Genomic DNA, 13,831 nt, shown 5'->3' with positions numbered 1-13,831 from the left:
ACCCCCACACCCCCACACTCCCCCCGCGTGCCCCGCGGGCGCCCCCCCCCCCCCCGCCCCCCCCCCCCCCCACGCCGGTTCAGTGCATCTACGGCCGAATTCAGATCGTGCGGAACGCCAGCACCACGTTGTGCCCGCCGAACCCGAACGAGTCGTTCAGCGCGGCGATGCGGCCCTCGACCGGCAGCTTGCGGGCCTCCCCGCGCACGATGTCGGCGTTCGCCTCGGCCTCGGGGTCGAGGTTGTCGATGTTGATGGTCGGCGGAGCGATCCGGTTGTACAGCGCCAGCACCGACGCCACCGACTCCACACCACCGGCGCCACCGAGGAGGTGACCGGTCATCGACTTGGTCGCGGAGACCGCCATGTGGTCGGCGTCGTCACCGAAGACCTTGCGCAGCGCCTTCAGTTCCGCCACGTCACCGGCGGGCGTCGAGGTCGCGTGCGCGTTCACGTGCACGATCTCGGCCGGGTCGAGGTCGGTGTTGTCCAGCAGGTTCTGCAGGGCCTGCGAGATGCCGCGGCCCTCCGGCTCCGGCTGCACGATGTCGTGGCCGTCGGCGGAGATGCCCTGGCCGACCGCCTCGGCGTAGATCCGGGCACCGCGCTTGGCGGCGTGCTCGGCGGACTCCAGGATCAGGACGCCGGCACCCTCGCCCAGCACGAAGCCGTCGCGTGCGACGTCGTAGGGCCGCGAGGCGCCCTGCGGGTCGTCGTTGTTCTTGGACATCGCCATCATGTTGCCGAAGGCGGCGATGGGCAGCGGGTGGATGGCCGCCTCGGTACCGCCGGCGACGACGACGTCGGCGCGCCCGGTGCGGATCATCTCGATGGCGTAGCCGATGGCCTCGGCGCCCGAGGCGCAGGCGGAGACCGGGGTGTGCACGCCGGCGCGGGCGCCGACGAGCAGGCCCACGTTGGCGGACGGGCCGTTCGGCATGAGCATGGGGACGGTGTGCGGGGAGACGCGGCGGACGCCCTTCTCCTTCAGCACGTCGTACTGGTCGAGCAGGGTGGTCACGCCGCCGATGCCGGAGGCGATGACGGTGCCGAGACGGTCCGGGTCGATGGCCGGGTCGTCACCGGCCCGGTCGGTGAAACCGGCGTCCGCCCAGGCTTCCTTGGCCGCGATCAGCGCGAACTGCGCCGAGCGGTCGAGACGGCGGGCCTGCGGGCGGGGGATGACCTCGCCCGGTTCCACGGCGATCTGCGCCGCGATGCGGACCGCCTGTTCGGCGGCCCATTCCTGCTCCAGGGCGCGGACGCCGGACTTGCCGGCGACCAGGCCCTCCCAGGTAGAGGCTGCGTCGCCACCCAGCGGTGTGGTTGCGCCGATACCGGTGACGACCACGGTGCGATTGGTCGAGCTCACGGGAATTCTTTCTCCAACGGATACGAGGATTCAGCGGCGCCACCGCCGGGTGGCGGGGCAACGGACTGATCGGTGGACCGGGCCGGGCCCGATCCGCGGATCAGGCCTGGTTCTTGAGGATGTAGTCGGTCGCGTCGCCGACGGTCTTGAGGTTCTTGACGTCGTCGTCCGGGATCTTGACGTCGAAGCGCTCTTCGGCGGCGACGACGACCTCGACCATGGACAGGGAGTCGACGTCCAGGTCGTCGGTGAAGGACTTGTCCAGCTGGACGTCCTCGGTGGGGATCCCGGCGATCTCGTTCACGATCTCGGCGAGACCTTCGACGATCTCTTCCTGAGTGGCGGCCATGTCAGGCGCTCCTTCGGTATGTATCCAGTTGGTGTGGCGGTACTCCGGCCGGAGTGGTCCGGACGGTGTGCCTAGGGGAGGGTAACGACCGTGGCGGCGTACACGAGACCCGCCCCGAATCCGATGACGAGCGCGGTGTCGCCGCTCTTCGCCTCACCGGTCGCCAGAAGCCGCTCCATCGCGAGCGGGATCGAGGCGGCCGAGGTGTTGCCGGTGGTGCGTACGTCCCGGGCGACCGTGACGTGCTCCGGCAGTTTCAGCGTCTTCACCATCGAGTCGATGATCCGCTCGTTGGCCTGATGGGGAATGAAGACATCCAGGTCGTCCGGGCTGATCCCGGCCGCGTCCAGCGCCTGCTGGGCGACCTTCGCCATCTCGAACACGGCCCAGCGGAAGACCGCCTGGCCCTCCTGCGTGATCGCAGGGAACTTGATCTCGCCCTTGGAGTCGAGCGGGAGCGTCGAGACGTCACCGACGTGGAAACGGTCCCACGGCACGGTCTGCTTGATCGTGCCGGCCTTGTCGCCCTCGCTGCCCCACACCGTGGGGCCGATGTGCGGCTCCTGGGAGGGGCCCACGACGACCGCGCCCGCGCCGTCGCCGAACAGGAAGGCCGTCGCGCGGTCCTCCAGGTCGGTGAGGTCGGACAGCCGCTCCACGCCGATGACCAGGACGTACTCCGCCGAACCCTCGACGACCATGCCCTTGGCCAGGGTCAGCCCGTAGCCGAAGCCCGCGCAGCCGGCCGAGATGTCGAAGGCGGCGGCCTTGTTCGTACCGAGCTTGTCGGCGATCTCGGTGGCGATGGCCGGGGTCTGGCTGAAGTGGGACACGGTGGAGACGACCACGGCGCCGATCTGGTCGGCGTCGATCCCGGCGTTGGCGATGGCCTTGCCGGACGCCTCGATCGACATCGCGGCGACGGTCTCCTCGTCGGAGGCCCAGTGACGGGTCTCGATGCCGGAACGCGAGCGGATCCACTCGTCGGAGGAGTCGATCGTCTCGAGGATCACCTCGTTGGGCACGACCCGGACGGGACGGTAGCCGCCCACGCCCAGGATCCGTGCGTACGGGGCGCCCTTGCTGGGCTTGATCTTCGACATGCTCTCGGGCTCCTTGTCAGGCGCTGTGCTCGGCGAGGAGCTCGCGAGCCGCGTCGAGGTCGTCTGGGGTCTTCAGCGCCAGGGTCTTCACACCCGGCAGCGCGCGCTTGGCGAGGCCGGTGAGCGTGCCACCCGGGCACACCTCGATCAGCGCGGTCGCGCCGAGTTCCTGGAAGGTCTCCATGCACAGGTCCCAGCGGACCGGGTTGGCCACCTGGCCGACCAGCCGCTTCAGGACGTCGGCCCCGGACTTGACGGCCTGGCCGTCCTTGTTGGAGACGTACGTGACCCGCGGGTCCGCGGGGTCGAGGGCCTCGGCGGCCTGCGCGAGCGTCTCGACGGCGGGTGCCATGTGGTGCGTGTGGAACGCGCCGGCGACCTTCAGGGCCACCACCCGGCGTACGCCGTCGGGCTTGTCCGCCTCCAGGGCCGCCAGCTGCTCCAGCGTGCCGGCGGCCACGATCTGGCCCGCGCCGTTCACGTTCGCGGGGGTCAGGCCGAGCTTCTCCAGGTGCGGGACCGTCGTCTCGGGGTCTCCGCCGAGCAGCGCCGACATGCCGGTTTGCGTGATCGCGGCGGCCTCGGCCATCGCCAGGCCCCGGGTGCGTACGAGCGTCAGCGCGGCGGTGTCGTCGAGCACCCCCGCGAACGCGGCGGCGGTGATCTCACCGACGCTGTGTCCGGCGACGGCGCCGGGAGCGAGGGCGGCCACGTCGCCGAGGGCCGCGGCGGAGAGGAGTCCGGCGGCGACCAGGAGCGGCTGCGCGACAGCCGTGTCCCGGATCGCGTCCGCGTCGGCCTGCGTGCCGTAGTGGGCAAGGTCGAGACCGATGGCGTCCGACCACGCGGCGAGGCGGTCGGCGGCACCGGGGAGATCGAGCCAGGGAGTCAGGAAGCCGGGCGTCTGGGCGCCCTGGCCGGGAGCGACGAGTACGAGCACTCTCACACTCTCTCTTGTGGACGGCCACGGCCGCCCGTGGGGACAGGGACGAAGAACACGAAGGGGAATTGTAGGGCTTCGACAAATGCCTACGTCTGGGGATCTCCATCGGCCAGACGTCCCAGGATGAGCGCGATCCGCAGCGTGAAGGCGGATCGTACATCCGAGGGTGACCAACCGGTGACGTCAGTCACACGTCGTAGCCGGTAGCGCACGGTGTTGGGGTGAACGAAGAGCATTCGGGCCGCGCCTTCGAGGCTGCTCGCCTGTTCCAGATAGACACTGAGGGTTTCGAGCAGCGCGGAGCCGGCTTCCTCGAGTGGTCTGTAGATCTCCTCCACCAGTTGCTCACGGGCCGCGGGATCTCCGGCGATCGCGCGCTCCGGCAGCAGATCGTCGGCGAGGACCGGGCGCGGGGCGTCCTGCCAGGCGAAACACGCCTTCAGGCCGGCCGCGGCGGCCTGCGCGGAGCGGGTCGCGGCGAGCAGGTCGGGCACGATCGGCCCGGCGACGACGGGCCCGGCGGCGTACGGGCCGATCAGTGACTTGGCGACCCCGAGCGGGTTGTCGCTGCCGCCCGCGATCACCACGAGCCTGTCCCCGAGCACCCCGGTCAGCACCTGCAACTTGGCGTGCCTGGCCGCCCGCCTGATGGCCTCGACGGTCAGCTCGCTGTCACCGTCGGGCGCCGTACCCAGCACCACGCAGACGTGTTCGGGGGAATTCCAGCCGAGGGCGGCGGCGCGGGAGACGGCGCCCTCGTCGGCCTCGCCGGAGAGCACGGCGTTCACCACCAGGGACTCCAGCCGGGCGTCCCAGGCGCCGCGTGCCTCGGCGGCCTGCGCGTAGACCTGGGCGGTGGCGAAGGCGATCTCCCGGGCGTAGACGAGGAGGGCCTCGCGCAGCACCGACTCGTCGCCGGGGGCGGCCACCTCGTCGATGGCGCTCTCCATCACCTCGATCGTCGTCCGCACCATCTCGACGGTCTGGCGCAGAGTGATCGCCCTGGTCAGCTCGCGGGGGGCGGTGCCGAAGACGTCGGTGGAGATGGCCTGGGGCGCGTCGGGACGCCGGAACCACTCGGTGAAGGCGGCGATGCCGGCCTGGGCGACGAGCCCGATCCAGGAGCGGTTCTCCGGTGGCATGGCCCGGTACCACGGCAGCGTCTCGTCCATCCGCGCGATGGCCTGCGCGGCGAGGCTTCCGGACGACTTCTCCAGCCGCTTCAGGGTCGCTGAGTGCGTGTGGATGTCGTGCGCTGGGCGCTCGGGGTTGCTGCGTTCGGGTTCGGGCACGGGACAAGACTGCCTTATCAGGACGGAGCCGTGCGGCGGCGGGTCTCCCATCGGGGCGGGGAGGAAGGGGAGCGGGGCTACGGTGGGGGTCGTGACGGACGTACGGCGCTGTCGGAAGTGGCGGATGTGGCGGATGTGATCGAGGTACGGCGCGCTGACGAGCGCTACCGAGGAGGGGACCCGGCGGCCGGGATCTCCTCGCTGCACGCCTTCTCCTTCGGTCCGCACTACGACCCGGACAACCTCCGCTTCGGTGCGGTGATCGCCTGCAACGAGGAACGGCTCGCGCCCGGCGCGGGTTTCGACGAGCACCCGCACAGCCACACCGAGATTGTCACGTGGGTGGTGGAGGGGGAGCTGACCCACCGGGACTCGGCCGGCCACGAGTCGCTGGTGCGGGCCGGGGACGTGCAGCGGCTGAGCGCGGCGGCCGGCATCCGGCACGTGGAGCGCAACGACGGGCCGGGACCGCTCGTGTTCGTGCAGATGTGGCTGGCTCCGGTCGCGCCCGGCGGCGTCCCGTCCTACGAGGTCGTCCACGGCATCGCGGACTCCACGCCGTACGCGGTCCCGGAGGCCGGGGCGATGCTGCACGTGCGGCGGCTGGCGGCGGGGGAGCGGACGGCGGTCCCGGACGCGGCGTTCGTGTACGTGCACGCGGTGCGGGGCGAGGTGCGGCTGGACGGCGCGGAGCTGGGGCCGGGCGACGCGGCGCGGGTCCGGGACGCGAAGGATCTGGAGGCGGTGGCGACGGCTCCCGCGGAGCTGTTGCTGTGGGAGATGACGGCCTCGCGCTGAGACCGGCGACCCCGGATTTCGTGCGGTGGTCTTTCGGCCGCGGGTGCGTGGGGGCTGGTCGCGCGGTTCCCCGCGCCCCTGAAAGCCTGGCCGCGCGCCCGGTGTCCTGTGGTTCGCGGGCAACCGTGCGACCAGCCCCCGCCCAGCCGCACCCGAAGAACCACCCTCCGTGTCCCGCAGCCGTGTCAGCCCCGCAGCTCGGAGAGGACCGCGTCCGTGAACGGCGCCCACGCCTCCGCAGCCCAGGGTCCGAACGCCCGGTCCGTGAGGGCGACGCACGCGGCGCCCACCACCGGGTCGATCCACAGGAACGTACCGGACTGCCCGAAGTGGCCGAAGGTGCGCGGCGAGGACGAGGCGCCCGTCCAGTGCGGGGACTTGGAGTCACGGATCTCGAAACCGAGCCCCCAGTCGTTGGGGTTCTGGTGGCCGAATCCCGGCAGCACCCCCTTCGTGCCGGGGAACTGCACGGTCATCGCGTCCGCCACCGTCCGCGGATCGAGCAGCCGCGGCGCCTGGACCTCCGCGGCGAACCGCACGAGGTCCGCCACCGTCGACACCCCGTCCCTCGCGGGCGAGCCGTTCAGCGATGTCCCCGTCATGCCCAGCGGCTCCAGCACCGCCTGCCGCAGGTATTCCGGGAAGGGGATGTCCGTCGCCTTGGCGATGTGGTCCCCGAGGACCTCGAACCCGGCGTTGGAGTACAGCCGTCGCTCCCCGGGCCGGGACGTCACCCGGTGCTCGTCGTAGGCGAGTCCCGAGGTGTGCGCGAGGAGGTGACGGACCGTCGAACCGGCCGGACCCGCCGGTTCGTCGAGGTCGACGGCCCCCTCCTCGTACGCGACGAGCGCGGCGTACGCGGCCAGCGGCTTGGTGACCGAGGCGAGGGGGAAGGGGTGGTCGACCGGGCCGTGCGACCCCGTCACCGTGCCGTCCGCGCGGACGACGGCCGCCGCGGCCGTGGGGACGGGCCAGTTCTCGATCAACGCCAGGCTGCGCAGGGACATGGGTACGAGCCTAAGCGGCTCACAGCCGAAGCCGCATCGAGGGGTCCGGCTTGCGCACGAACCCGAGGGACGCGTACAGGGGCTCGGCCTCGGCGGAGGCGTTGAGGTCGACCTGGGGCACGTCCCGTTCGCGGAACCAGTCGAGCAGCGTCTCCATGCAGGCCCGCGCGTACCCCAGGCGCCGCACGTCGGGGTCGGTGGCGACGCTGAAGACGTGACCGACCGCGCCCCGCGGATTGCCGGACCGCCCGATCCGGTACTCGACGGTCCCGGCGACGAGCGCGGCCAGCGCGCCCGGCCGGTCCGGGTGGTCGACGACGAAGGCCGCGAAGTCGCCCTCGGGACGGGCCAGCCTGCCGCGTATCGTCGGGAGCGACCCGGCGTGCCACTCGGTGGAGCCGTCGGTGGGGAAGACCGAGTCGAGCATGATCTGGCGCAGGCGGAGGACTTCCGGTGCGTCCTCGGGCACGGCACGGCGTACGAGAATCATGATCCGCACGGTAGCCAGCGCACCCCGCGCACGTCCCCCGGTTTTGCGGTGGTCGCCTTTTACCGGATTCCGCTTGCTTGGAGTGCACTCCAAGGTTTTAGCGTGGAGGTCATGACGGTGATGGAGACCACGGCCGAGGCCGCCGAGACCGGCACCCGGGCCGATGTGTGCGCGGCGCCTCCCGAGCGGCAGCGGCGCCCGGACGGCCAGGACAGCTACACGATCAGCGAGGTCGTCGCCTTCACCGGCCTGTCCGCGCACACCCTGCGCTGGTACGAGCGGATCGGTCTCATGCCGCACATCGACCGCTCGCACACCGGGCAGCGCCGGTACAGCAACCGCGACCTGGACTGGCTGAGCCTCGTCGGCAAGCTCCGGCTCACCGGGATGCCGGTCGCCGACATGGTGCGGTACGCGGAACTGGTGCGGGAGGGCGACGACACCTACCTCGCGCGCTTCGAACTCCTGGAAGCCACCCGCCGGGACGTGAAGGCGCGGATCGCCGAGCTCCAGGACACCCTGGCGGTCCTCGACCACAAGATCAGTTTCTATGCGGACGCCGGGCGGCCCCTGGCGTCGGAGAGGTCCTGATGACGGACAGCAAGATCGCGAAGACACGGCTCGGTACCGACGGCCCCGAGGTCGGGGCGCAGGGCCTGGGCTGCATGGGCATGAGCTTCGCGTACGGGCCCACCGACGCCGTCGAGGCGCGGGCCACCCTGGAGCGGGCGCTGGAACTCGGCGTCACGCTCTTCGACACCGCCGACGCCTACGGCCAGGGCGAGAACGAGCGGTTCCTCTCGCCGTTCTTCAAGGCGCACCGCGACGAGCTCGTCATCGCGACGAAGTTCGCCCTCTCGATCCCGCCGGACAACCCGACGACGCGGGTCGTCCGCAACGACGCCCCGTACATCCGCCAGGCCGTCGAGGCGAGCCTGAAGCGGCTGGACGTCGACGTGATCGATCTCTACTACATGCACCGCCGTGACGTGAAGATCCCCATCGAGGAGACCGTCGGGGTCATGTCCGAGCTGGTGCGCGAGGGCAAGGTCAAGCACCTCGGGCTCAGCGAGGTCACCGGCGGGGAGCTGCGCGCCGCGCAGGCCGTGCACCCGATCACGGCCGTGCAGTCGGAGTGGTCGCTGTTCAGCCGGGACATCGAGGCGGGCGTCGTTCCGGCGGCCCGGGAGCTGGGCGTGGCGCTCGTCCCGTACTCGCCGCTCGGGCGCGGTTTCCTGACCGGATCGTTCGCGAACGCCGACACGGATCTCACCGACACCGACTTCCGCCGTCAGCAGCCCCGCTTCACGGGCGACAACGCGGCCGTCAACGCCGCCCTGCTGGAGCCGGTGCGCGCGCTGGCCGAGGCGCACGGCGCCTCCCTCGGCCAGATAGCGCTGGCCTGGCTCCAGCGGCGGGCCGCGTCGTACGGGGTGGCGGCGGTGCCGATTCCGGGGACGCGCAGGCGCGGCCGGGTCGAGGAGAACACGGCGGCCACGCGGATCGTGCTCGGTGACGAGGAGATGGCGCTGCTGGAACCGATCGCCTCGAAGGTGGCGGGGGACCGGTACGCGGACATGTCGTTCTCGTCGGCGGGGCGGGAGTAGGAGCGCGGCGGCCGGCGCGTCTCACAGCTCCGCCAGCAGCTCCGCCTTCTTCCTCGTGAACTCCTCGTCCGTGACCAGCCCGGCCTCGTGCAGCTCGCCGAGGTGGCGGATGCGGTCGGCGATGTCGGCCGGGTCGCGGCGGGGAGCGGGGACCGAGGTCACCGGTGCGGGGCCCGAGGCCCGTACGGCGGCGAGCACCGAGGCCGCGAACGGCAGCGACTCGTGGACGGGCCCGTAACCGAGCCCGAAGACGACGGCGGCCGGATCCTGGTCGGCCTGGGCCGGCTGGGCGACGGCGGGCTCGCGGCGGAGCAGCCGCAGATGGCCCTCGAAGACCTCGGGGGAGCGCCACTCGACGCCGCTCAGTCCGGCGACCGGGAAGATCTGGTCGCCGGCCTTCCACTTGGCGGAGGACGCGCCGGTCCAGAACCAGCGGAAGGAGACCGAGCTGCCGTCGAAGGCGGCCCTCCCGTCGTACGCCTTGAACCGCATCGGTGCCTGCGGCGCCGCGACGAGGTAGCGCTCGGCGGGTCCGGTGTCCCCGGTGAGCCCGGCGCGCAGCTCGTCCGCGTAGTACTCGGCGAGGGTCTCCCGGTCGGTGGGCAGCACCAGCCGGTAGGGGTCGGCCCCCTCCTTCAGCTGCCCGGCGGCCGCGTCCATCAGCGGATCGGCGCCCGCCCTGGGAACCGCGTGCAGCACGACCGTGCCGCGCCTGCCCGGCGTCAGTGCGACCGCCTCGATCGCCTCCAGGGGAACCCGGCGTTCGCCGAGCGCCTGGAACAGCTTCGGAGTACGGATCCCCCGCTCGAAGCGGATGAGCACGGAGTCGGACTCGAACTCCCAGGCGGCATGAAATCCGGCCAGTACGTCACCCATGCGGGCCATCGTAAGCGGCGCGCCCGCCGGAGTCCCCTCCTCGGGCGGGCCGCACTTCTTCCGTCCTCTACGCGCGTCCTGCCGCCGAGGTGTCGGGCAGATCCCGCCGGCAGGTGTCGTCGTCGTGCGCGCACCGCACCGTGTCGTACGCGCCAATGCCGATGTCCGCGAAGTTGCGCAGGCTCTCCGTACCGGGTTCGAAATAGCCGCCGTGGCCCTTCGCCCCCCGGGCGGACAGCACCCGCGCGCCGAACGCCTTCGACACCGGGTCGGCGCCGTGTCCCAGGCCGCCGAACTCGAGGTACGGGACGTCCTGGATCCAGTCGTCGGAGTCCCGCATCGCCCAGACCCGGGCCGTGGTGTGCAGCGCCGAGGCCTTGTCGGCACGCATGCCGGGGCTGCCCGCGACCGCCACGTCGGAGACCCGGGAGGGCAGCGTGTGGGCGGCGACGCCGCAGAGCACGGAGCCGTAGCTGTGGCAGTACAGGGCGACGGGGGCCTTGCCGGGCAGCGCGCGCAGCAGCGCGTTCAGCCGGACCGCGCCCTCCTGCGCGCGGACACCGGTGGCCGCGTCCATGCCGAGTCCGCTGGGCGTCGTGTAGTCGGCCCAGGCGATCACCGCCGTACGCGTCGCGGGGCTCGCCGCGCGCTCCGCCTCGTACAGGGAGGTCGCCATGCCGACCGGCGCCGAGTACTTCTTGTTGGTGCGCTGGAAGGTGAGCAGGTCGGTGTCGACGCCGGGTACCACGACGGAGATCCGCTGGGCCCTGTCGAGGTCGCCGAAGACCTCGGCGACCCGGCCCGAGCCCATGGGATCGAAGGCGAGGAAGGTGCGGCCCTTGTGCAGCATCGCCTCGTAGCGGTGCATGCGGCGGCCGGCCTCCTGCTGCCCGAGGGACGAGAGCCGGTTGTCGTGCATGCGCCCGAGCTCGATCCTGCGCTGCTGTCCGATGGCGACGCGGTTGGCCGTGTAGCGCAGCCGCACGGGCGCGCCGTTCATGTTGCCGACCGCGAGCGGGTAGCGGTGCGCCAGACGGCCGCGCTGGTGGGCGTCGAGCGAGGCGAAGAAGCGGGACAGGCGGCTCGGCGCGGAGGCGGGGTCCGGGAGAGCGTGCCCGGCGACCCGGCCGTGCTCCCACGCGGAGCGGGACGCCTGGAGGGGGGTTGCCCCCCGATGGCTGTGGACCGCGGTCCAGCCACTGGTGGCCAGCATCACGAAAACCACGGCCAGCGCGAGCAACGCGCGCCAGACGTTCAGTTGGGGAGATGTGTCGAAGGAAGTCACTGAGAGGACACCCTAGGAGAAGAGGGGTGCCTCCCGTTAAACGAGTGGCCGGGATCACGTTTCTGGCGGGGTAATTGGGGCAAAGCGGGTTCAGTTTCAGATAAATAGTGACGTTGTGTGTGCGGAGTTGCTCATTCCGTGCGCCACTTCTCCGCCAATGCGGGCCCCAGATGGTCGAGATGCGCGACGGTCAGCGCGCGGATCGCCTCGACGCTGCCGTCCTCGCCCGCGCCCCACATCCGGTGCGTCACCCGCATCACACCGCAGAACACGGCCACCGCGACCCGAGGTCTCGGATCCGTGTCCACGTCGACTCCCTCGCGTTCGGCGATCACCCGGGCGATCTCGTCCTCCAGCTCGGCGGAGCGGCGCAGGTGGGCGGCGAGCAGCGCGGGCGTCGCCTCGATCAACTGATGGGCGCGCATGTGCAGTTCGATCGGGACCACCGCCTCGACCGCCTCGCTGATGGTGTCCCAGCCCTCCAGCACGGCGCCGCGCAGTGTCTCCAACGGGGCTTCGTGGGGCGGGCGTTCGCGGACGGCGGCGAGGAAGCGCGACTCCGCGATGCCCTGGGTGAACAGGGCGACGTCCTCCTTGCCCGCGAAGTAACGGAAGAAGGTGCGCTGGGACACGTCGACGGCCTCGGCGATCTCGTCCACGGTCGTGCGTTCGTAGCCCTGTGTGACGAACAGTTCGAGGGCGGCCCGCAGCAGCGCGTCCCGGGTGCGCTGCTTCTTGCGCTCGCGCAGGCCCGGACGCGGCGCCATCTGTGTGACGGGGGTCGTGTCCATGGGGTCCTCTTCCGTTCTCCCGTCCAGCTCAGCGTACTCGTGAGTGACGTGACAGTTACCGACTTGTGAATTGGTTTGTCAACTGTCAGCGGCTGTCACTAGCCTCGGCGCATGACTAGTCAGACCACCATCGACACGGCGGGGTCCGGAGACAGGACGCCGGTCGCCCCGTCGGATCCGCCGAAGGCCTCCGGGCTCCGCGGCCACCCGTGGTTCACCCTGTTCACCGTGGCCGTCGGCGTCATGATGGTCGCCCTGGACGGCACCATCGTCGCCATCGCCAACCCGGCCATCCAGAAGGACCTGGGCGCGAGCTTCGCCGACGTCCAGTGGATCACCAACGGATACTTCCTCGCGCTCGCGGTCACCCTGATCACCGCGGGCAAGCTCGGCGACCGCTTCGGGCACCGTCAGACCTTCCTGATCGGTGTGGTCGGCTTCGCCGCGGCCTCCGGGGCCATCGGTCTGTCCGACAGTATCGCCCTGGTGGTCACCTTCCGTGTCTTCCAGGGTCTGTTCGGCGCGCTGCTCATGCCGGCCGCGCTCGGCCTGCTGCGGGCCACCTTCCCGGCCGAGAAGCTGAACATGGCGATCGGCATCTGGGGCATGGTCATCGGCGCCTCCACCGCGGGCGGCCCGATCCTCGGCGGCCTGCTGGTCCAGCACGTGAGCTGGCAGTCGGTCTTCTTCATCAACGTCCCGGTCGGTGTCGCCGCACTGGTCCTCGGCCTGCTGATCCTGACCGACCACCGCGCGCAGAACGCCCCGCGTTCCTTCGACATCCCCGGTATCGCCCTGCTCTCCGGTGCCATGTTCTGCCTGGTCTGGGCGCTCATCAAGGCCCCGGCCTGGGGCTGGGGCTCCGGCCTGACCTGGGCCTTCCTCGGCGCCTCGGTGCTCGGCTTCGCGCTGTTCGCTCTCTGGGAGACCCGGGTCGCGGAGCCGCTCATCCCGCTGGGACTGTTCCGCTCCGTACCGCTGTCGGCGGGCGTGGTCCTCATGGTGCTGATGGCCATCGCCTTCCTGGGCGGCCTGTTCTTCGTCACCTTCTACCTTCAGAACGTGCACGGCATGAGCCCGGTCGACGCCGGACTGCACCTGCTCCCGCTCACCGGAATGATGATCGTGGGCTCCCCGGTGGCCGGCGCCCTGATCACCAAGACGGGCCCGCGCATCCCGCTGGCGGGCGGCATGGCCCTCACCGCGATCTCCATGTACGGCATGTCCACGCTGGACACGGGCACCAGCGGCGCCGTCATGTCGCTCTGGTTCGCCGGTCTCGGCCTGGGGCTCGCCCCGGTCATGGTCGGCGCCACCGAGGTCATCGTGGGCAACGCGCCGATGGAGCTCTCCGGTGTCGCCGGCGGTCTCCAGCAGGCCGCGATGCAGATCGGCGGCAGCCTCGGCACGGCGGTCCTGGGCGCCGTGATGGCCTCCAAGGTCGACGGCGACCTCGCGGGCAACTGGGCCGCCGCCAAACTTCCGCCGCTCACCCCGGCCCAGCTCGACCAGGCCTCGCAGGCCGTCCAGGTCGGCGCCGCGCCGGTGGCCAAGGGCACCCCGCCGCAGCTCGCGGAGAAGATCACGACCGTCGCCCACGACACGTTCATCTCCGGCATGAGCCTGGCCTGCCTGGTCGCGGCGGTCGTGGCGGTGGTGGCGGTCTTCGTCGCACTGCTCACCAAGCGGGGCGAGAACGCGGACGCCGCGGGCGCCGGAGCCGGTCACATCTGACCGGCGTCTCCCGCGCGATGCCACCCTTTCCGGCGCGGTGTCACCTTTTCTTGTGCGGTGGGCGCCCCGCGGGGGGGGCCCCCCCACCGCCCGCGCGGGCGCCCCGGCCCCCCCGCCCGTGCCGGGAGGCGCCTGCCCCGCCTCGCGGACCGCATTCCCGTTCAGGGGGAGAGGAAGGTTGGAC

14 protein-coding genes are annotated in these 13,831 nt (G+C 71.4%); 4 read left to right on the top strand and 10 right to left on the bottom strand.

Translation table 11 applies throughout. The features are described 5' to 3' along the window. Positions 1 to 100: 100 nt before the first annotated feature. From fabF to fasR, 5 genes are all read right to left on the bottom strand, one after another. Positions 101 to 1,372 (bottom strand): beta-ketoacyl-ACP synthase II, encoded by a 1,272-nt coding sequence (gene fabF / locus ACFV2J_RS12115; protein WP_385087754.1) that lies wholly within the window; start codon positions 1,370 to 1,372, stop codon positions 101 to 103. A 100-nt stretch (positions 1,373 to 1,472) separates the two neighbouring features. Then, positions 1,473 to 1,721: an acyl carrier protein gene (locus tag ACFV2J_RS12110; RefSeq protein WP_148013808.1), complete on the bottom strand. Its 249-nt coding sequence runs from the start codon at positions 1,719 to 1,721 to the stop codon at positions 1,473 to 1,475. A 71-nt stretch (positions 1,722 to 1,792) separates the two neighbouring features. Then, entirely contained in the window at positions 1,793 to 2,824 is a 1,032-nt protein-coding gene (locus ACFV2J_RS12105; protein WP_385087756.1) for a ketoacyl-ACP synthase III, read from the bottom strand. Between the two features lie 16 nt (positions 2,825 to 2,840). Further along, positions 2,841 to 3,764 carry an ACP S-malonyltransferase gene (locus ACFV2J_RS12100; RefSeq protein WP_385087758.1) on the bottom strand — a complete coding sequence of 308 codons (924 nt, stop codon included), beginning with the start codon at positions 3,762 to 3,764 and terminating at the stop codon, positions 2,841 to 2,843. Between the two features lie 89 nt (positions 3,765 to 3,853). Next, positions 3,854 to 5,059: a fatty acid biosynthesis transcriptional regulator FasR gene (gene fasR / locus ACFV2J_RS12095; protein WP_385087760.1), complete on the bottom strand. Its 1,206-nt coding sequence runs from the start codon at positions 5,057 to 5,059 to the stop codon at positions 3,854 to 3,856. A 135-nt stretch (positions 5,060 to 5,194) separates the two neighbouring features. Between fasR and ACFV2J_RS12090 the strand changes: the two genes are divergently transcribed. Next, positions 5,195 to 5,857 (top strand): pirin family protein, encoded by a 663-nt coding sequence (locus ACFV2J_RS12090; RefSeq protein ID WP_385087777.1) that lies wholly within the window; start codon positions 5,195 to 5,197, stop codon positions 5,855 to 5,857. Between the two features lie 185 nt (positions 5,858 to 6,042). Here ACFV2J_RS12090 and ACFV2J_RS12085 read toward each other — a convergent pair whose 3' ends face one another. Further along, positions 6,043 to 6,864: a serine hydrolase domain-containing protein gene (locus ACFV2J_RS12085; protein WP_385087762.1), complete on the bottom strand. Its 822-nt coding sequence runs from the start codon at positions 6,862 to 6,864 to the stop codon at positions 6,043 to 6,045. 19 nt (positions 6,865 to 6,883) lie between these two features. Then, positions 6,884 to 7,354: a GNAT family N-acetyltransferase gene (locus ACFV2J_RS12080; protein WP_385087764.1), complete on the bottom strand. Its 471-nt coding sequence runs from the start codon at positions 7,352 to 7,354 to the stop codon at positions 6,884 to 6,886. A gap of 111 nt (positions 7,355 to 7,465) precedes the next feature. On the opposite strand from ACFV2J_RS12080, the gene ACFV2J_RS12075 reads away from it, so the two are divergent. Next, positions 7,466 to 7,945, top strand: coding sequence for a MerR family transcriptional regulator (locus tag ACFV2J_RS12075; RefSeq protein ID WP_385087766.1), 480 nt, complete (start codon positions 7,466 to 7,468; stop codon positions 7,943 to 7,945). Beyond that, a complete protein-coding gene (locus ACFV2J_RS12070) occupies positions 7,945 to 8,961 on the top strand; it encodes an aldo/keto reductase (RefSeq protein WP_385087768.1) in 1,017 nt (338 codons plus the stop codon). The genes ACFV2J_RS12075 and ACFV2J_RS12070 overlap by 1 nt, the downstream gene beginning before the upstream one ends. A gap of 21 nt (positions 8,962 to 8,982) precedes the next feature. Here the strand turns inward: ACFV2J_RS12070 and ACFV2J_RS12065 are convergent, their stop codons facing one another. From ACFV2J_RS12065 to ACFV2J_RS12055, 3 genes are all read right to left on the bottom strand, one after another. Continuing rightward, positions 8,983 to 9,837 carry a DUF4429 domain-containing protein gene (locus ACFV2J_RS12065; protein ID WP_385087769.1) on the bottom strand — a complete coding sequence of 285 codons (855 nt, stop codon included), beginning with the start codon at positions 9,835 to 9,837 and terminating at the stop codon, positions 8,983 to 8,985. Positions 9,838 to 9,904: 67 nt separating this feature from the next. After that, positions 9,905 to 11,122: an alpha/beta hydrolase gene (locus ACFV2J_RS12060; RefSeq protein ID WP_385087771.1), complete on the bottom strand. Its 1,218-nt coding sequence runs from the start codon at positions 11,120 to 11,122 to the stop codon at positions 9,905 to 9,907. A 131-nt stretch (positions 11,123 to 11,253) separates the two neighbouring features. Next, complete coding sequence (locus ACFV2J_RS12055) at positions 11,254 to 11,913, bottom strand: TetR family transcriptional regulator (protein WP_385087773.1); 660 nt, start codon at positions 11,911 to 11,913, stop codon at positions 11,254 to 11,256. Between the two features lie 243 nt (positions 11,914 to 12,156). Here ACFV2J_RS12055 and ACFV2J_RS12050 point away from each other — a divergent pair, with 243 nt between their 5' ends. Beyond that, entirely contained in the window at positions 12,157 to 13,647 is a 1,491-nt protein-coding gene (locus ACFV2J_RS12050; protein ID WP_385087779.1) for an MFS transporter, read from the top strand. Positions 13,648 to 13,831 lie beyond the last annotated feature (184 nt).

The sequence above is a fragment of the Streptomyces sp. NPDC059668 genome (genome assembly GCF_042734135.1).
Classification (GTDB): Bacteria; Actinomycetota; Actinomycetes; order Streptomycetales; family Streptomycetaceae; genus Streptomyces.
The sequence above is the reverse complement of the archived record's forward strand: the minus strand, read 5'-3'. Positions and strand labels throughout refer to the sequence as shown.

What these genes read in the sequence shown, in the direction of transcription:
- ACFV2J_RS12110 (WP_148013808.1), bottom strand. Translation starts at nt 1,721, where the DNA reads ATGGCCGCCACTCAGGAAGAGATCGTCGAAGGTCTCGCCGAGATCGTG.
- ACFV2J_RS12105 (WP_385087756.1), bottom strand. Translation starts at nt 2,824, where the DNA reads ATGTCGAAGATCAAGCCCAGCAAGGGCGCCCCGTACGCACGGATCCTG.
- ACFV2J_RS12085 (WP_385087762.1), bottom strand. Translation starts at nt 6,864, where the DNA reads ATGTCCCTGCGCAGCCTGGCGTTGATCGAGAACTGGCCCGTCCCCACG.
- ACFV2J_RS12080 (WP_385087764.1), bottom strand. Translation starts at nt 7,354, where the DNA reads ATGATTCTCGTACGCCGTGCCGTGCCCGAGGACGCACCGGAAGTCCTC.
- ACFV2J_RS12075 (WP_385087766.1), top strand. Translation starts at nt 7,466, where the DNA reads ATGACGGTGATGGAGACCACGGCCGAGGCCGCCGAGACCGGCACCCGG.
- ACFV2J_RS12070 (WP_385087768.1), top strand. Translation starts at nt 7,945, where the DNA reads ATGACGGACAGCAAGATCGCGAAGACACGGCTCGGTACCGACGGCCCC.
- ACFV2J_RS12065 (WP_385087769.1), bottom strand. Translation starts at nt 9,837, where the DNA reads ATGGGTGACGTACTGGCCGGATTTCATGCCGCCTGGGAGTTCGAGTCC.
- ACFV2J_RS12055 (WP_385087773.1), bottom strand. Translation starts at nt 11,913, where the DNA reads ATGGACACGACCCCCGTCACACAGATGGCGCCGCGTCCGGGCCTGCGC.
- ACFV2J_RS12050 (WP_385087779.1), top strand. Translation starts at nt 12,157, where the DNA reads ATGATGGTCGCCCTGGACGGCACCATCGTCGCCATCGCCAACCCGGCC.